10 protein-coding genes are annotated in these 20,126 nt (G+C 51.6%); 1 reads left to right on the forward strand and 9 read right to left on the reverse strand.

Features of this window, described 5'->3' with window-relative positions:
• Nucleotides 1-24 precede the first annotated feature (24 nt).
• Nucleotides 25-2,655, reverse strand: coding sequence for a GH116 family glycosyl-hydrolase (locus AC506A_RS20140; RefSeq protein ID WP_495462788.1), 2,631 nt, complete (start codon nt 2,653-2,655; stop codon nt 25-27).
• Between the two features lie 186 nt (nt 2,656-2,841).
• On the opposite strand from AC506A_RS20140, the gene AC506A_RS20145 reads away from it, so the two are divergent.
• A complete protein-coding gene (locus tag AC506A_RS20145) occupies nt 2,842-3,291 on the forward strand; it encodes a hypothetical protein (RefSeq protein WP_495462789.1) in 450 nt (149 codons plus the stop codon).
• A 78-nt stretch (nt 3,292-3,369) separates the two neighbouring features.
• On the opposite strand, the gene AC506A_RS20150 is transcribed toward AC506A_RS20145, so the two are convergent.
• From AC506A_RS20150 to AC506A_RS20185, 8 genes are all read right to left on the reverse strand, one after another.
• Entirely contained in the window at nt 3,370-5,364 is a 1,995-nt protein-coding gene (locus AC506A_RS20150; protein WP_495462790.1) for a D-apionate lactonase family protein, read from the reverse strand.
• Nucleotides 5,365-5,384: 20 nt separating this feature from the next.
• Nucleotides 5,385-7,016, reverse strand: coding sequence for an apiosidase-like domain-containing protein (locus AC506A_RS20155; protein ID WP_495462791.1), 1,632 nt, complete (start codon nt 7,014-7,016; stop codon nt 5,385-5,387).
• A 94-nt stretch (nt 7,017-7,110) separates the two neighbouring features.
• Nucleotides 7,111-8,682, reverse strand: a complete 1,572-nt coding sequence (locus tag AC506A_RS20160) for an ABC transporter substrate-binding protein (protein ID WP_495462792.1) — start codon at nt 8,680-8,682, stop codon at nt 7,111-7,113.
• Nucleotides 8,683-8,695: 13 nt separating this feature from the next.
• The gene (locus tag AC506A_RS20165) at nt 8,696-9,637 is read right to left on the reverse strand and encodes a carbohydrate ABC transporter permease (protein ID WP_495462793.1); all 942 of its coding nucleotides are present in this window, start codon (nt 9,635-9,637) and stop codon (nt 8,696-8,698) included.
• A 13-nt stretch (nt 9,638-9,650) separates the two neighbouring features.
• Nucleotides 9,651-10,601 (reverse strand): ABC transporter permease, encoded by a 951-nt coding sequence (locus AC506A_RS20170; RefSeq protein WP_495462794.1) that lies wholly within the window; start codon nt 10,599-10,601, stop codon nt 9,651-9,653.
• Nucleotides 10,602-10,875: 274 nt separating this feature from the next.
• Nucleotides 10,876-12,471, reverse strand: coding sequence for a response regulator (locus tag AC506A_RS20175; RefSeq protein ID WP_495462795.1), 1,596 nt, complete (start codon nt 12,469-12,471; stop codon nt 10,876-10,878).
• A 1-nt stretch (nt 12,472) separates the two neighbouring features.
• Nucleotides 12,473-14,188 (reverse strand): sensor histidine kinase, encoded by a 1,716-nt coding sequence (locus tag AC506A_RS20180; protein WP_495462796.1) that lies wholly within the window; start codon nt 14,186-14,188, stop codon nt 12,473-12,475.
• 99 nt (nt 14,189-14,287) lie between these two features.
• On the reverse strand, nt 14,288-20,011 hold the full coding sequence (locus AC506A_RS20185; RefSeq protein WP_495462797.1) for an S-layer homology domain-containing protein: 5,724 nt from the start codon (nt 20,009-20,011) through the stop codon (nt 14,288-14,290).
• Between the last annotated feature and the right edge of the window lie 115 nt (nt 20,012-20,126).

Here is a 20,126-nt window from a genome sequence, read left to right on the forward strand (position 1 = left end):
CCAATGTGTTGCTCCAGGGACTACTCATTCCACCTTGCTCAATACCACCCGGATCGAGTGATCTGGCGAGAGAACTGCGCTGCCGCTTAGCAAGCTAAGCTGATTACCACTTCGCTCGATTTGCAGCTCATCGTCGCCGAGGCGAACGGTTTGAACTCGGCCTATGAGCGCCTCGCCGAGCTGAAGGCGCTGCAGCGCAAATTCCCCGTAGAGTACATCTATCTCAAGCGCATCATAGCCGAGTTTTACTGTTCCCCATGCGCCGTCGAGCGCCCAGAATGCTTGATAGCTCTCCGCGCCTGTTCCCGCTCCCGCTTCAAGCTTCGGCTCAAAACCGAGCAGTCCCTGCCCTTTATGATACTGGAATCCGCTGTACGCATGGAGCAGCGAGTAGCTGGCCATCGAGCGGGCGTAGTTGCTGCCGCATTCGATTTCGTTCCACGGATTACGGCGATTCCCATCATAACGGCGGCGAATGGATTCCACAATCGTTAAACCTTCCTCGTACAAGCCCTCCTGAATCATGTGCACCGCAGCTTGATATTCGAAGCCGGTCATCGTCTCCGAATTATAAGTAAGCGGAACGGCTGGCTTCGTCCGACCTTCCGGCCAGGTGCAAATGAGCAGTCCTCCTTCATCGCCCAGCGAATACAGCCGCCACGGATTGGCTTCCTTTCTCATCTCGCTTTTGAAATTATAGCGATAGAGCGATTGCAGCGCTGTTCGTGTCTGCGCCACATCAAAGATCTCGCCTAACCCGCACAAATTAGCGTGCCATTGCGCGACGACCTGATCGATGCTGCAGCCTTCGCCGATTTGGTATTTGATCTCGCCCGCTTCCGCATTCCAGTACGCATTCTCTACGGCATCGCCGAACAGCGATTTCCCCTCCGAATAGCGGGTAAGCAGCGACAAATCTTGTAATTGAACTTGCTGCGTATAATATTCCCCGTTGAACAGCTCACGGTCGGTATACGCTTTTCCACGTTCGAACAGCCCGCGGTAGAGCTCCGCCGTTTCGGACTCGCCTAGATAATCCGCGATCTCCGCTCCCGCCTTCAAAGCGGCGAGATAGAATCCATTTAGCCATGAATTCGGTCCGAACAGCTCCATATCGAGCGTATGATGCTGCCGTCCTTCGAGTACGCCATCTTGATTCGCATCCCATTTGTCCTCATTGGTCTCGGCCCAGGCATAGGAAATCATCGATTTTGCCGCTTCCCAATGCCCCTTCAGCCACTCGTCATCCCCACTAATCCGCCAATCCCGGTACAGCTTAATGATCCCGCCGAATTGACCATCCGCACAGGCATGAAAATTCGAACGTTCACGGCCCACCGGCAGTGCGAGTCGGAACTGCATCCGGCCGTCTTCGCGGCGATTATACATAAAATCCAGATCGCGCATGCTTCGCTCCAGCTGCGGGAACAAATACGGCAACGCATAGGCATAATTCCAAACATGCGTGCAGGATCCTTCGCAGCAGCCGACATCCTCGATGCAGCCCTCGAAACCGTAGAAAGAACCGTCCTCAAGCCGCAGGCAGGTCGGAGATTTCAGTACGGATAAATTAGCGGCGACCGCATCAAGCACAGCAGCCGGCAGCGTCGATCCATATAGCGCATCACGGAATAGCCGCGTTTCCCGCTCCAGTCGATCCCACTCCGCGAACGCGTAAGCGCTGCTGGCCAGCGAGTCTTCGAATCGAACCGCATAGTGATTTTTCCAAATGGTGCGTTTATCGTCTTTCTCCGGATTCCAGTGGTTGTACATGAACGGGCTGCTCCAAGCGAGCATGAACCTGACACTGCGAGACTCGCCCGGGGGAACGATGATTGAAGCTGCCAGCGAAGCCATATCTTGATTGCGGAATTTTGCATCCGGCTCATATTCACGATTATTCAATGGTCCAAAGGCAGTGAAATCCCGCCAATACATCTCCAGCGAGTCGCACCAGCCGCCGCGGTACCAGTAGGTTTGATAACTTCCGTCCGCCTGATCCGTCGCCAGCGTCAACTCGCCGTATTCTGGATTATCGCTCTGCTCCGTTTGCGTTGCCATATGGATACGTCTCAGCCCGTTATCGTTCACATAGCGATGTCGACTTGGAGAAGTCTTCATCATATTGGCTGAAGATAAGTTGACGGTATAGGTTAATGACTGCTCAGTCGTATTCTTCACGGTAATCGTAAAGAACGCTGCAGGCAGACTAGAATCATCTTCATTCGAGGGAATGAACGGATTAAACGCGCTCATTCGCACCTGTCCCGGGAAAGCAGCATCTTGAAACTCGATATCAGCCATCGGAAACGTCCCTGTGAAGACCGTCTTCTCAAAATGGGGCATTCCCCCCAGCGTCCCAGCATGTGGACCAAATCCATATCCGGAATGCAGCGCGCCTCCTCGGACTGGTTCACCCATATAGGGAGGGTGCAGCTCTCCTTGTAAAATCCGAGCGTCAAGTACACGCTCGCCATCCTCCGCTTTGATTGCAAAATGGCTAAGCGCATTCATACTCCGCTTATTCGGACGGTTCAAAATCTCCCAATCCATTAATCTCCCATTACCTGCTAAGCCGATGCAGCCTGTGCCAATGCCACCTATCGGAAACGAGATCGCATGTAATCGCTCGTCCTCATATACAAATTGATTCACTGTTATCGCTCCCTTCTACTCCACATTGTAGTACGAAGCCGGAGAGGAAGCATTGTAAAAGGGCTTTCTTTTGTTGTAAATTCCGATTGTTTATTTGTATATCAAAACGACTCATCAACCAACAAGTCAATGATATAATGGTTATAACTGGAAACAAAGGGAGTGAGGGAGATCGCACGATGGTTCATGAGCGCACTCATCATTGTATGCAGCATCGTTGTGCTTAGCGGATGTACGAAGCCTTCAGATGTTTATGGCGGCATTAGCAAAACAGACTTCCCCGAATTCACCGATTCCAATATCGAATACGTCTATGAATATCGAGGGCATGCCGATCATTGGAGTGCTGTTCTGTTCGTTTACAAGCTGAAAGGCGCAGATAAATTCAGGATGAAAGAAGTTCTCGTGTACAGTGGAGAGGATCCGAAGCCTACCGGCCAGCTTTCTACTGAATATACATTCGGTGACGCTGTTGGCGGTTCTGGGACAATAATTGCCGAAGCACCAGAGAAGGGAATTTATGTGATGATTCCATCCATGGGGACAACGGAGCCAGCCCTTCAATCATCCGTGAAACTGATGGTCAAATGGAGCACTCATTCCGAGTACTTCGAACTAAAGCCTGTGCCCGAGTAGCACGCGAGCATTCATCCACATAACATAACAAAAACAAGGATGCGGGGCGAGGACCGCATCCTTGTTCACGTTCCAATCTTATCGCACTGCTACTACTGCGAAAGGAAGCAGCTCAAGCTCAAATGAGCCGTCATCCTGCACCAACGGTGCCGGATACGCAACCGGAGCAAGCGGCTGGTTAGCTCGCTCATCCAGCGCGAGCAGCTCCGCCGGCTGAAACGCTGCCGACTGCGACTGAACACGTACGCGTATAAGTTCGTTCGTGTAATTCGCTGCGAGCAACGTCACAGCGCCGTCGTTACCTCTTACAGCAAGCACGTCGCAAGCCAATCGGTCGGAAACCGAGCAATCCAGCACTTCTGCACCTTGCAGCTTGGCCACAGCCGACAATGCGTGATAGAGCGGATACTTCTCTTCCCCGCCATCACGCATAACACCAAGCTGGCCTGCCGTCTCTAAGTAGCAGACCCGCTCCGCTCCTGCCTCCGATAAGCTTCGCAAACTGCCGAGCGTCCACGCTGCGCCGAACAACGACCATTGGCGCGCATCGGTATGATTAGCGCGGTCCTCGGACTTGCGCCTGCCTTCTTCACTAGTCGTGTTTGGATTCAAACGCGGCTTGAACGTAATTGGGCCGATGCTTAGCGGCAAATCGGGTACGATGTTTCGCGCACTGCGAACCGTATCCGCCTGCGCGGAAACCGTTTCGACGAGCGATGCAATATCAAAGGCATGCACCTGCGGATTAATGGTGTACATGGCTGCCTCCATCGGAGCGAGCGGCAGCGCCGCACGATTAAGCTCCGTGAAGTAAGCACGAGTGCCTCCGCCCACGCGGAAGGAAAGCTGTGCCGTATCTCGCAGCTGTATAAGCTCGGACGAAAGCTCATGAATGCTCACGAAGCCGTCTTCCGGGAATACAAACACCGTCTCCAAGACAGCTTCCGCTTCGGCGATAACTTGAACAAGCGTCTCAAGCAAACGCTGCCCTTGGCTTTGGCTTTGGCCTTCGCCCTTCACTTCCCTTTCCTCCGGGACAATCACTTCAAGCTCTATACCTGCACCGAGCGCACTTGCGGCAGCAGCCGTATTCGCAAACTCCTGCTCCCAGCCCAAGTCAGCCAATCGAATAACCGCTCGTAGGAAAGTAAGCGCTAGTGGACGAAGCGCTTCAATCTCGGACATCGCAAGCGGTCGGCCCGGCGTCATCCCTAATCCAATACCTGGGATCTTCCCGGCCACTTGGTCACGTAACTCAACTCTAATCACTTGTATGCCAGAGAAGTCCGCCGAGACCTCCACCACGTCTCCGCCAACCTCGCCTAAACCCGAACCCGCATCCACGATCTCGTCAACTTCGCCAATCAGCCTAAGCGTCACAGATTGCTTAACTCGCTCCCCGCTCGAAACTTTCACCGGGTAAGGAATGCTGAGCGGCGTACAATATGTTTTGTAGGAGGCATCCGTCCAATTGCGCTGGTCCTCCATCTCGAACAAATCACCGCTAAATTGCAGTTCTGCAACCAGCTTCGACGTTATCTCATGGCGGATAGCAGTCATGCCGAAGAATGGCTGATGCGGCGAAATCCGATCAGGGAATACGCCCGCAATTGCCCGGTTCTCCGTCCCCTCCTCGGTCTCTACCTCCACCTTACAGCCCGCCAACTCGGAAGGGTGCAAGATACAGAAGCCAATCCGATTGCGAAGAAAGTCCGAACGCGCTTCCCCGTCGAACGTAAAGCTAATGGTTCCATCCTCCGAGCCGGTGATGGCCCCTTCCCACACAAAATCGATCTCGCCCTGCCGATGCTCAGCTACAAAACGCACCTCAAACTCATTCCTGCGCTCCATTACATGAAACTCCCGAAATACCGGTTTAATCGTTCCCCAGTTCTGATCCCGGACAGCGGCATAAATGCCCCGTACAACCTCCTGCCCGCCATAGCGAATATATCGAAGTCCGCCTTCTTCAAGGACCGCTGTCAGCGGACCTGCCGTCAGCAGCAGCCGCTCCGGAAGCGGCTCGGCAGAGCCGTACCGCAATGTTGATATCTCCCCTGCCTGACTTACCATAACATGCGCTCTCCCCTTTGTTAGGCTTGCTTCTTCAGACACAGCACCCAATCACTATCATGCACATCACTCTCATGCTCCGTATCCACAACAGCAGGCGTTGCAAAATGAAATGATACACAGCTCGCCCGCTCCGAGCGTTCACCTGTGCGAGGATTTAACCAGTAGAAGCTGTAGCGGCTTGGTTCATCAAGCGCCAGCTCACAGCTGCCCGCCACCGGAAAGTAAACGGCAGCTACAGAATGCTCCCGATTGACCATGCTGAGCGGTGCTGTACCCAGATTGTCATCACCTGAACAACTCCGCAGCAGCTCCGGCGTCCGAACCATATCCGTAAACCGGACATCCTCCGTCATAAACGTACGATAAATCGGCAAGTATGCCGAACCGATCGAATCCGTCTCCAGCGTCATATTAGGACCCCATGTGTTGTTGAAGCCATGCACAACCGGGAAGCCGCTGAACCCGGCCCTCCATTGCCCGCGCCGCGTATGATGGTGGTCGAACAGCTCATGAACGTCAATCGTGAATGCGCTTCCTGATTTCTCATAGCCAAACTCGCTGCACATGACCGCCTTCTTCGACGAGCCGGCGTGGAATCGAACCTGTTGATCGATCCACATGCAGAGGGCCGGATTGTGATTGAATTTCTGTACTTCCAAGATCCAATCTGACTGAACAAGATACACATCCAGCTCATCGCAATCGCCAAGCCGCTCATGGAGTGCAACCTTCTGGTACCATTGATGCGCACCGATCGGATGCTTATAGGGGTCACATGATTTGATCAGCTTCGCCAGCCTTTTGAACCAGCGATCCGCTTCTTTGTGATAAGCGGCTTTGCCCGGATAGAACTCATATTCATTGGACGGACACCATACATAGAGCGACGGATATGCCGCATAGCGGGCGATGAGATATCTTACCCACAGCTCCTCGTGCTCCGGCAGAAACTGCCCGCGGTTGTTAAACGGAAACTCCAGCATCCACGCTTCCAGAATAAACTCAGCACCCATTTCCCGCTCTGCAAGCATCGCCATGACCTCATCGACCGCTTGAAAATAGTCCACATTGAGCTTAGTAAAATCCGGCCACTGCGAACTGCCGCCCCAAGGCCAGCAGTCTCGTGTCTGCCACGTATTGCGAATATCGGGATGATGAGGGCTGACCTGCGCACGTGCGCGAATATAGTTCACGCCCTGCGCTTGTCTGTGATCCAATATCGCCGCCACATCGACACCGTTATAATGGGCACCGAACAAGTTATATTGGGTATCCCCAAGAAGGAAGGCAGGCTCGTCGTTGTCGTATACAAACTTCCAGTCGCGTTCCGGCGCCGTACGCAGAAATCCGCGACCTGTCTCCGAAGATGCTTCGATTTGCACATCGAACTTCTGATTCAGTCCTTCTAACCGAGGGTGCGAGCTTGCCTCACATGTCCATATACCGGCAAGCTGCGGCATCCATCGAACCTTGTAACGCATCTGCCCTTGATCACTACGTCCATCATAGAAGCCTTCCACGATTTGCTCCGATTGCCCGCTTTCATGTACGAAACGGGCAGAAACACTGCAATCCCAGAATGGATTGCCGATGCTCTCCCCGGTTTCGAAGCTAATCTCGAATAACTGCCCTGCCTGACCTGTCCTCATCGCGACTACCTGCCTTCTCTAGTATTCTACGATTTTCCAATCGTGCATGTATTCGTGTTTCATTCCAATAATCCTGCTGCGCGCCTGCCTCTCCCTACTTCCCCTGCGCCACCCACACATTAAGCTGCCTCTGCTTCTCGGCTATAATTTTGTCCAACCCGTTCGCTTTGAGCTTCTTCACGAGCTCCGGTACATATTTGTCCGGATCCAGCGAACCAGAGCTAAGGCCGATAAAATATTGGTTCATCGTCGTCAGACAAGCGCTGATCTCGTTCTGCACCGGCGTCGGATCGAAGCTGAAGCCAAGCGCTTTGGAGATAATTGCACTGTCGTTAAACCGCATCAGCTTATTCCATTTATCCGGATCCTCCGATTGGAACAGGTAGCTGTTGAACTGATTGCCGAAGATCCACTGATCGCCCTGCGCGCTGTAACCGACCGTTGTTGCATCCACGCCTTGCGGAAAATCGATGACATTATCGGATACCTTCACATAATGCTTGCCTTCCACACCCCAGTCGATCAAGTTCAACAAATACTTGTCAGAGTACAGCAGATTGAGAAACATCATGACGCGCTCAGGATTGGTCGAAGTATTGGGGATGGTAAGCAATGCACCTGTTACATCACCGGTTGACGTGTATGGTTTACTGAAATCAATTTGAACGAGATCACGGCCTGTCATAATGGTTTTCTCTTTGTCGATGCCGGGCTTAGCCCCATTCATCATCGTCGCCACTTTGCCGTTCTTCATCAGCTCTTCCCGTGTCACTTGTGTTGTTGCCGCATCCTTCACGATATAGCCGGCGGTGTACCATTCACGGGCCTGCTTGACGATCTCGATGTATTTCGGACTTTCGAACATGTCGATTACCTTCAAATCATTCACTTCTTTATCCAGCACGCCAAAGTAGTTTCCGATCGGCTCAAATTTCGATAGAATGGCCCATTCCATATCGTTAATGCCGGCGAAAGGGACAAGCTCGCTCTCATTGTCCTTAATGGTTTTGAACCAGCTGCCAAAATCATGATAGGTATGAATTTGCTGCGGATCAAATCCGTATTTGTCCATAATATCCTTGCGGATAAGCAGCGCTTGATTCGATGCATATTCCTTGTTCGAAGGGACCCCGTAAAGCTTGCCGTTTACTTTGGCCCCTGTTTGATACACCTTGTTTAAATTCGGCTTGATCGCTTGCCCGTATTTCTCGATCAAATCATCAACCGGCAGCAGCATCCCCTTCACGGCAGCATCCGGATATCCAAGCCAATTCGCCATATAGAAGAGGTCGAATTTCTCACCGGACGTAATCATAAGGTTGGTTTTATTCTGGTAATTGTTCCAGTCGATGAAGTTCAGTTTGACGGTCGCGTTGATTTTGTCCTTCAAGTAGGCATTGATCGCTTCCTCCACAACCGGAATATCCTGCGTTGTCGCACCCGGCACATAGATACTGATCTCGTAGGGATCAAGCTCGGTCGCGCTCGACTCTACCCTCTCCACTTCAGCCGCAGTGCTGGATGAACTGTTTTTGGCTATATCGCTCGCACCTGCCGACGAGTTGCCGCTCCCGCCATCGCCACTTGTACAAGCGGATAACAACAAGAAAGACGCCACGAACACCGAAAGGACAACGGTTGATTTTCTCCATACATTTCCTATCATGACGAAGCCCTCCTTAACCTTTCACTGCACCAACCGTGAGCCCTTTCACGAGGTACTTCTGGAAGAATGGGTAAGCAAACACGATCGGTCCGATACCGGCTATGGCCATCGCCATCCGAACGGATTCGCCGGGAAAGTCGCCTTGAGCCTGAGCAGCGGCCTGGTTGTTCTGAAGTAAATACTGCAAATTGAGCAAGGTACGGTTCATGACATACTGCAGGCTGATAAACTGATCCCGGCTCTGAAAGATCATGCTGTTATACCAATCATTCCAATAGGCCAGCGTATAAAATAATCCGATTGTCGTCAGCACTGGCAGCGAAAGTGGAAGTACAATTTGGACGAACACACGAATATCGTTCGCACCGTCAATCTGCGCGGATTCATAGATTTCAGCCGGAATCGAAGACTGATAGAAGGTTCGGATGAGCAGCACATAGAACGCGTTCATGAGCAGTCCCGGCAGAATGAGCGCCCAGATTGTATTGCCAAGCTTAAGGTATTTGGAGAATACGATGTACCACGGCACCAAACCTCCATTAAACAACAGCGTGAAGAAAGCATAGAATGCGAAAATATTGCGGTACTTAAAATCATTCTTAGACAGCGGGAATGCGAAGCTAGCCGTCATAAGCAGTCCCACAGTTGTCCCAAGCACCGTTGCCGTTATCGTCGCACCGTATGCGTTCACAATCGCAAGCCCATCGCGGAACAAATAAAGATAGGCTTCCGTGCTCCATCTGTCGGGAAATAGCGAATAGCCATGCAGCGTGATGGAATGCTCATCCGAGAAGGATACGATAAGCACCAGCAGAACAGGTATCAGGCAAAGCAGAGAGTAGCAGGCGAAGAAAGTAACGATAAGCAGGTTCGTCCACTGGGAAACGCTGTTTGCGTGATAGGATTTCCATTTCCCTGGAATCGCATGGACAGCTGCCGATGCTGCGACCTTCATAGTTCACTCTCCCCTAGAATAAGGCGTTCTCTTTGCTCACCTTGCGGATAATTGCATTCGAAAGGAGCACAAGCACGAAACCGACGACTGCTTGGTAGACCCCAACGGCTGTTGCCATGCCGATATCGTTGTGCAGCCTCAGCACATTGTAAACCTGCGTATCAATGACGAGAGTCGTCTTGTAAAGCGGGCCTGATGCAAGTGGGACTAGATAGAATAGACCGAAGTCTGCGAAGAAGATTTTGCCGATACCCAGCACCGTTAAGACGACGATTACAGGTTTAAGTAGAGGCAGTGTGATGAATTTGAATTGCTGCCATTTGCTTGCGCCTTCCATAACCGCAGCCTCGTAATAGCTCGTTTCAATGCCGATGATGGCGGCCATGTAGATGATCGTGCTGTAGCCGAGATTTTTCCAGAGGTAGACGAGGGTTAATAGATAAGGCCAATATCGAGGGTCGTTATACCATTCGATCGCATCGAAGCCAAGCGGTTTCAATAGCTGATTGTTGATGAAACCGTGCTCGATGCTGAGGAAGGCAAATCCCAGATAGCTGACCACGACAAACGAGAGCACATAAGGGAAGAACATGATGCTTTGGAACAGCATGGTGAGAAACCTTCGCCGAAGCTCACCTAATAATGCAGCAAAAGCGATGGCGATGATCGTACCGAGTACGATAAAAAGCAGATTATACAGCACTGTATTTCTCGTGATGAGGAAGGTATCGGTGGAGCTGAACAAATACTCGAAATTGTGGAAGCCGTTCCAAGGGCTGTTCCAGATGCCTTTCGTGAAATTGACCTGTTTGAATGCGATTAGGATACCGAACATGGGGATGTAATTGTTGATGAACAGATAGAGTGTTCCGGGCAGCAGCAGCAGGAAGAGCAGCTTGTTACGACGCCACTCATGCCAGAAAGAACGTCTGCGACTGCTCCACTTGGCACCGCGTCCACTCATCGCATTAGCCCCCATTCCCTTGTCCTTTCTATTAATTATAGTCACGTACAGAGGAGCAACAATGGAATAAACCGATTGAAATTACAGTATGACGACTAGGTGGTCACACCCATCACCGTGCCGCGAGATTAGCTGCTTTCGAAGCTGAGAGTTCGATTTTCGAACTCTCAGCTTCATTTCGGCTCTGTTTAGCTTCTGAGAGTCTCATTTTCGTACTCTCAGCCTTCGCCAAACCGACGAATTGGTCTCTTTCGATGCTGAGAGTCCGATTTCCTCACACCTGATATTTCTTCCGAAATTCTTGCGGCGATAAGCCGACCACCCGCTTGAATAAGCTCGTGAAATAGGGAATGTTCGAATAGCCCACCTTGTAGCCGACATCGCTGATCTTCGTGTTCGTGGATACGAGCAGGCTGCGGGCATGCCCGATTTTCTGCTGGATGATGTAGTCCTGCAGCGACTGGCCGGTTTCCTTGCGGAACATCCGAGAGACATAGTCGGAATTGAGATACACATATGTGGCAATGTCCTCGCGCATAAACTCCTTATCGACATTGTCAGCTACGAACTGCTTCACCTTCTCGATGACCGCCGAATGATCGCCGCCATGGTTTCGCACCGCGCGGACTGCTTCCGGAATGACGCGGTTGATCCATGCTCGGAACTGCGCCAATGTCCTGGTCGCCTGCGGCAGGTCAAGCCCTTGCTGCCACTCGAACGCGTTATGTACGGACAAGCCGAGCTTATGAAAGAGATGGTAGATCATATTCACGACCGAATGATAGATAGCATGCAGCATTTCCGCCGACAGTCGTTTCTCTGCTCCAAGCCCGATCAGATAGTGCTCTACCCGCTGCAGCAGTTCCTCCGACTTGCCGGTTTCGAGCAGTACGCGCCAGGAGTCAATCGGCGGCGGGGGATTTTTGCCGAAATCCTCGAAAGGCTCTTCCCGTACGCGCAAGCATGCGCGCGATTGTGTTACATTGCTGCGGAACGCCCGCATCAGTGTCAAATAAAGGGAAGGCAGCGCAGTGAGCGTCGTTGGTCTTCCGATATAACAGGATAAACTGCAGAACAAATAATGATCACATGCCTCAATGAAGCTGCGGCTTCGTTCCTCCAATGGTTCAAGATCATGCTCTGATCCATAAAACAGCACCAGCGTATTCCGATGGCGGTCCCGAAATACGATGCCGTTCCGATCCGTCAACAGCATTTCCTCGGCCGCATTACGCAGCGCGTAGTTCATAATTTCTTCATCTTTCCCGCTTAACTCCTTGTACCATTCCTCCACACCAATTAGCAGCGGCAGTACCTGATTGCCCGGCTTCAACGGAATGTCATAGGCGCTCATTAGCTCCTGCACTTCATCGACTGAGGGGTAGAACCGTTCCTCAACGAGATTTTGCCAGAACCGCTCAACCAGAACCGGCTTCTGCTCTTCCCATAATCGGTAATATTTCTTGTAGGCTTCGTTATAGCGTTTGGTCTCCAAATCGAGGGTCAACTTCTCTACCAGCTTCTGTATCACTTGATGGAGCTCTTCATAATCGACTGGCTTCAGCAAATATTGGGCCAGCCCATAGTGCAAGCCTTGTCTGACATACTGAAAATCCGAGTGGCAGGTCAGGAAAACCGTCTCAATCTCCGGATGAGCGTTTCTTACCCATTCAAGCAGGTCGATACCCGAAGCGCCAGGCATTTCAATATCGCTGATCAGCACCTTCACATGCTGCGACTCGATGATCCGCTTGGCCTCCGACACGGAGTACGCCTCATAAACACCGCTGAACCCAAGCTCCGCCCACGCAAGATTGGATACAAGCGCTTTGACCGCATACATTTCGTCATCCACGATAAGTACATCCATGTCACTTGGCCTCCTTAAGCATCAGTTCAGCAACCGGAAGCAGCAGCCGCACCAGCGCGCCGCCTTCCGCCGCATTCTCGAACGCAACCTCCGCGCCAGTACCATACTTAATGGCGATGCGCTCCATCATATTGCGAATGCCGATGTGCGCTCCCGGGAGCTCCTCTCCCCTTTGCCAGCTGTCAACCTGCACGGCTGTGAAGCCAATCCCGTTATCCTGTACCGTAATCTCAAGCCGCTGATCATCTCGCATCGCAACTCTAATCCGAATGAGAAACATGCCCGACTCCATCTTGAAGCCGTGAATAACCGCATTCTCTACCACAGGCTGCACGATCAAAGGAGGAATGAGCATCATGCCGCAGCGTTCGTCGATGATGTACTCGTAATCTAGTCGGTTCGGAAAGCGCAGCTTCTGAATTTCCAAATAGTGACGGATATGACCAAGTTCCTGATCAATGGTCACCAGCTCCCCGTTATTACGCGTAATGAATCGCAGGAAATCAACGATGTGCGCGAGCAGCTTCTGCACGAGCTGGTACTCCCGAAGCCCCGCCAAGCTGTACGAGATATTAAGGGCATTCATGAAGAAATGCGGGTTAATCTGTGCCTGCAAATGTTTGAACCGTGCTTCCTGCGCCTGCAGCTGCTTCTCGTAGGCCTCCATCTTCAGCGCATGTATTTCCTCTGCCATCTGATTAAACGTAAGGTTAAGCGTAGCAAATTCACGGGTCCTCGGATCTTCCGGCAGCCGAATTGCCCAGTCGCCCTTCTTGATCTTGTGCATGCCTTTAATGAGCTGCCTCATCGGCTTAAGCAGAATTTGTTGAATGAATAGTACGTAGAAGACGGTGATAAGCACGGTTGCCCACGGAATCAAGTTAATAAGCCGCTGAAAATTAGGCAAGTTCGCGAGCAGATGTTTCTCTGGAATCGTATAAACGACCGACAAATCCGCCTGATTCAGATGCTTCCCTACCAGCTGAAAGGAGGAGCTGCCACGCTGCGCCGGATGAACCGTTTGGAACATATTACTCTGAATGCCGACATCTCGGATCGCATGAAGATCGTCCTGCGCAAAGCCCGTCTCGACCAGCAAGCCCCAATCATCGGTAAGCAAATTGATCCCTTGCTTCTGCTCCTCATTCCATACCGGCATATTCTCCACCAAGTTGTCAGAACTCATCGCCGCGCCAACGGTCACCTGCGAATTGTATTTGACGTAACGGAACATGTAGTGCTCCTGCCCGACCTCATAGGGGAACCACTTCCTCATATCCGGTACCCCGGTCTGCGCGAGCTTCACAATCGTATCGTTGATTTGCGATTGCGGCCTGCCTTGCGCGGCAATGCAAATTAATCCTTGATCAGCCGCCGAATAAACGAACAGCGCATCAACACCATGCATGATGTTAAGCTGAACCTTCAATTTGGTAATAATCCGTTGTTTTGCAAAATAAGTCTCATCCGTCTCGTTCCTAAGCGAGAGCACCTGGATATCCGGGTCTTGTAAGACCAGGCCATATAAGTAATTGTTTGCTTCCTCAAACTGGTTCTCGAGATCGGCCACATATTTCGTCAGTAGATTTCGGTTGGCGTCCGCAATCTGAGAGCGAACAACATTGATGGCATAGTTATTATTGGTGATGAGCAGCAACGTCAGCAGCATCGCCACGACGACAAATCCGGATAAAATTTGGAAACTGAGCGACTTCACCAACGTTACTCACTCCCTTGACTAGCGATGGGTTAATGATCGGCAAAACTCGCCCGCCCTCCGAATCAGAGGACGGGCGAGCCCAATTACGCCGCCATTCTAATGCTGCATACTTAGCAGCAAATTATAGATTGCTTTCGCCGCCTCCGCCCGCTTCGTCAGCAGCTCCGGTGCGAATTTCCCTGCTCCAATCCCTGTCATCAGGCCCTCTTGGATGGCAACTTTTACTGCATCTAGTGCCCAAGGCGAGATAGATGCCTCATCCGTCAAATCGGTATCGCCGCTTACCAGTTCATCGCCAGACAGATATTGCAATGCACGGACAAGCATCATGGCTAATTCTTCTCTGGAAATCGCTGCATTCGGCGCAAACATGTCGCTTGTTCGGCCATTAACAAGTCCTGCATCGTAGGCTGCTGCTACAACCTCTGCATACCATGCATCGGCCAACACATCGCTGAACGGTGCTGATTCCGCTGCTGCCTTGAGACCGATCGCACGAACGAGCATGCCTGCGAATTCCGCTCTTGTTACCTGCTTATTCGGCGCGAAGCTCGTGTCCGTTACCCCATTCACGATATGCTTCGCCGCCAATTGCTGAATGGCTTCGAACGCCCAGTGGCTGTCTGCCACATCGCTGAACGTTTTGCTATATTCCAGTACCGCGTAGGTACTGAAATGAGGCAGTTCGACAAGAATCTGTTTGCCTTGTTTGTCAACCTGACCGCCAACATAGTCCCATGCCTTCGTCTCTGTATTGTAGAAGTAAACGCCCAGTAGATTAGCATCTACGCCATCGTTATAAGGAATCGTAACTTGGATAGGCGTATCGAATGCGCTAAGCGTATGCGATTTACCATCTTTCGTCACCAAAGCAAGCTCGAAGCGAACCAGTTCACCGGCAACCTTCAACATGCCGGAAACGTTGTTTCCGCTAGTAAGCAGTGCTTTGCTGTCTTCCTCGGATACAGGTTGGATGGTCAAGGAAATATGCGCATCCTTAAGCGCGTCCGCATCAACAACAGCTGACAGCTGCTTCAGCACATCCGGGCTAATCGTCATGGATACATCCCCGGCATGCAGCTCCAGCTCATTACCGTCCAGCAGCTCTACCGCATTCCCCGGAAGCTGTACCTCGCTCTTACCCTCAGGAAGCTTCACTTCAACAAGACCCTTGTCATCCGCTTTAAGCGAAGCAGCATCAAGCTTAAACACCTCGTCTTGAGTAACCGCTCCTGAGCCTGGTCCTGCGCCTGGTCCCGGAGCCGGCGGTGGTGACTGCTCTGACAGCACATAAAGTAAATGTCTGTTGCCTGCCAGCGCAAGATCCTCGCTTGCCGGTGTCGTCATGCCGATCAGCTCCGTCTTAGGTGTAACTACCGCACCATGAACCTTGATATAGACGGTTTTGTCCTCATTGCTGTAGTTGACGATGCTTAACAGCTTCTTGCCGCTGAGTGTCGCCGTTCTCCATTCCACATCAGTTGCAGGTTGATTCGTCGCTGCGTCATAGACGATCACATCTGAGAGACCAAGCCCGCTCTGCAGCTCGAAGAATTTGCTGCGCAAGTCCTCCAGCTTCGGATTCGCGGCGATCTTAGTCGTATTGCTGCTGCTGAGTACCGCATTGCGGTCATCCGCTGGCAGCGGCTGGTTGTGCTCATCGCCTTTAATCAAATTGCTTTCGTCTCCGATTAAGACAACACGGCCGCCGCTTGCTTCCCAGCTCTTAATGTTGGCAAGCGTCTCTGCCGAGAGATTATTTACTTCAGGCAGCACAAGCAGCTTGTAGCCATCCAGTCCGCCCATTGCGCCTGTATTGATTTGATTCTCCGTCACATAGCCGACCTTCTGTCCGTTATAGCTCAGCCCTGTGTAAGCTTTCGTCAGATTGCTATAGTAGTCACCGTTGTACAGCCTTGGCGTCATGGAGTAGAACACGCCAACCTTCGCTTCCTCGTTCTGGAATGCTGTTACTTCATTGACCAGTCGGTTGAGGTCTAGTGAGGCATGACCGACCTCAGCAATGGCATCCGGACGATTCAAGATGCTGCCTTGCAGATAATCCGTCGTATAGCTGCGCTGCCATACCCAAATTACGGAAGCGCCTGTTCCGTGAAGGCCGCCATCCCAAATCCAGTTCGATACCCATGTGGCCAGATCCGCATCGTATTTCGATTCGCCGTCACTAATGATATGGTTCTCGGAGTTGAAGGTCGGCTGCTTCTTCATCGACGTAATCATATCGAGCATACCCGTTGCTTCGGCAAATTTGCCAGGGCCCGTACCGTATTCCGCTCCGCCGTCGATCCCCGTATAGCCGGAGAACTGAGCCATTTGCTCGAGATCTTTACCTCCGCGCAGCATGAGATCGTTGTTCATGACGCCGAAGCCCATCAGCTTCACATGAACAGGCAGGTCCGGCGCGAATTTGTGAACTTCATCCGCAAGCATTTGATGGAATGCCGTCAATCGCCCTGTTTTGTACGTTAAGTAATCGTAGTAGAGCGCATTGCCTATCACACTGTTCATGTCCGGCACCGGTACGTCCTCGAAGCTGGCGTAGTCCGTTCCATAGCTCGCGTTCAATGCCGCAATCGTGGCATAGATCGTTGGCAGATACTCACGCCACTTCGCTAAGTTATAAGTTCCGTTGTTCGTAATATACTCCGACTCATTCGAGAGATTAATCGCTTGAAGCGCCGGTGAATCCTTGATTTTGCTCATGAGAATGTCGACATGCGCCTTGTAGAGCTCTTGCACACGCGGGTTCTCGATGTCGGCTTTCAAGAATCCATAGTTATCCGGGATCTTCGTATCCGGATAATCGGTATAGATCCACTCCGGGAAGCCTTGAAGACCAAGCTCCACGTTTACAGCAATGTTATGATCGGCCGCTCTTTGCAGTGCCGGCAATACTGTATTATCGAGATACGTCTCATCGACAATGTAATAGTTGTCGCCTTGTACCCCTTCTTCAAGACTATTATTTACCATCAAATTCGTGTCGGTCCCGTCTTTGACAAGGGTGTAGTCGTCGATCCATACCGTACCCGGAGAATGAGCGAATACACCGACCTGCAATTGCGTTTCATTCTCCCCGGTTGTGAAGCTGAATTCTTTCAATGTCCAATCTTCCGTATTTGGAATGGATGATGTCGTCCAGCCGCCATGATTGGAATACACGTAGGCATCCGGTGCTCCAGAAGTCTTCACCCAGGCTGAGATATTGTACTTCGTGTTCGGCTCCAAAATCGGATTCTGGAAGACGATGCTCCCAGCCTCTGATCCGATCTCCATTTTGATCGATTTGCTTCCGTTGTGGGCGGTTGTGCTTTCAGGCGCAAATGTGGTTTGATTGCCAGCATCGGCATAGGTAGACCAGCCAAACAAACCAGGCTTCTTGAATATTTCGAGCGGATAAACGTTAAAATCGATCATGTTCGTGCCAAGATCCTGGAAGATCGGCACATCCTCTACCGCCTGCTCGAACATCCCATATCCGCTGAAGATAAGCGGCTTGTTCGCGCCTTGCGTCGTGTTGCCGAGAATGGAGTAGCCGTCGATTGTTGTACGGCCCGTTTGATAACGGGATACCGGCCCTTTCGGCGCTGCCGTACCCGCAATATAAGCATCTAAGCTGCTCTCTGCCTGAGCATCCAGCGCATAAAGGGTATCCGCGATATATTCCGCTCTTGCCAGACTATCATTGTCCAGATCTTCAATCCCGTAGGCTACCGTCTTCTCGATCGTCGCCATATTCACTTTCTCATAATCCGTTAAAATGCCCAGCTGTTCTGCTTGCGCCAGCTTCGCTTTCAGTCTTGGAATGACCACACTTTCAATGTCCGCTAACATAGCTCTTACTTGTTCTTCCGACTTCAAAGCTTTAATGCTTAGCTTCGGCGTTTGAGTTAAATTGTCGTCATGAAGAGTGGCGGCAATATCAATGGAATTATCTACGGTTACCGTGAAGGTTTTCTTATACAGATTGTGAGCCGGAATGCGAACGGCTTGGCCGCTGATACCTGCCGCAGGCAGATCCAGAGTTAGTGCACGCTCCGTATTGCCTGTGTTCATCGCATAGAGCGTGTATTGTGCGGCTTCACCTGAAATCACCTTCGTATTACCGGAAAGCCAGGACGTCCACGTTTGACTTTGCGGCAGCAGTTCCAGCTTCCCGAACTGCGTGACGTCTTTGCCTGAGCCTATGCCTCCCGTCCATTCCAGGTAGCCGTCACGTCCTCCCAGATCTCGATCGTTAACGAGCATCGTGAACGGAACTTGTTTGCCGGCAGCTGGTGGACCCGAGAGAACAGCCCCCCATGGGATGGCAAACTCATAGTAGGTATGATTCTCGTTTCTCTCTATATCTTCATCTACCACTCGACTGAACTGCATTTGAATCGAGCTTGCCGGAAGTATGGCCGAGCCATCCGAGTAGCGCTGGATATCTGCCACGCCGTCCGTTCCAAGTGCTGCACCATATTCGACACGCGACGAACCTTCGCCGAACGCGAACTGCACGCCATCGGCATCCCAGTTACTTCCACCCGGCAGCGGGCTGTGTATATCATCCGTTACATCTACTGCCAGATAAAAGGTTGTTTCATTGTAGGCATAATAGGCTTTGGCCGACACATCTTTATTGTCCACCCAGCCTTTCACTTTGTTCTGAGCAGCATTGCTCGGTAACGAAATGCCTGTGAAGCTTTTCCATTTGTTGAAATCACCGTCAAGCGTTGGCCTAGCCGCATATTGGACCGGAATGTACTTGCCATCGGAGAGTGCACGCGTGAGCTCATCTCCAGAGAGCGTAGCCTCCGTATCCGGTTTCGGCACCTGGAAGCCTTCGCTTACAACAGGCGTACCTTGCGCCGTACCGGCAGCCGCTACAGGTGTAACCTCGAAGAATACATAGCTTCCGCTGTCCGAAGCTATCGGTGTATACGTCTTTGCTGCTGCTCCCTCGATCACCGTTTTATCCGTTCCATCCGCTGCTGCGCCTCGATACCACTTGAAGGTAGAAGTACCCTCGGCATCCAGCTCTGGATCTGCATAGGCTGTCAGCACCTGCGTACCGCTAACGCTAACGCTAACGCCGGTAGCAGTCGGGGCCAAATTCTCCGGTGTGCTGACGGTAACATTATCAATGTGGAACGTACCTGCTTCCCATTTGTACGTTTCGCTCTGCAGCTCCTTGATGTCCGAAGCCGGGGCCAAGAATGCGGCATCCGTCCCCTTCTCTACGCTTGCGCCGTCCACCGTGACCGTAAATTTCTGCGTCAATAGGTTGACCAATACATGAATGTCGTACCATTGTCCGGCCTCGTATTCCTGCAGATTATTCCATCCTCCGTCTGAACGAACCGCGAGGAATTTGCTTCCGTTGTTCTCCCAATCATCAGCAAACAACAGCCCAAGCAGTTGTGCGCCGTTACTATCTTTCAATACTAGAAAGTCGGATGGCTTGCCCGCTTGCTCGGCCATCACTTTCATGTCGATCGAAATCACTCCGGTAAGCGGTGTTTCGAACGTATACGAAGCCGTCTGATCCTCCTCACCGCTTCCTTCTTGCGTGAGTGTTAAGCTTTTGCCCGAATCACCTTCTTTTACGCCAATCGTACTGCCTAAATCAACGCCTGACAGAGACCAACCTGAGGGAGCGCCGTCAACAGCCGTGCTTTCAAAATCCTCTGTGTACACCACTTTATCCGCTGCATATGCAACCGGAGCCAGCATTGGAGGAAGCATCGCGAAAAGCATGGCCGACAACGTAATCATCGTGAAGCTCTTTCTTAACTTGCCAGATCGAATGTTCACTAGCGTTATACCTCTCCTCAAAAACGTATTTGATTTCATTGTAGAGTGGCTGTCCACGCTTCCTCTATATGTAAAACCGACCTTATTTATGGAAAAGCCGACTTCACGAGGCGAA

This window comes from Paenibacillus sp. N22P23, from assembly GCF_059383735.1.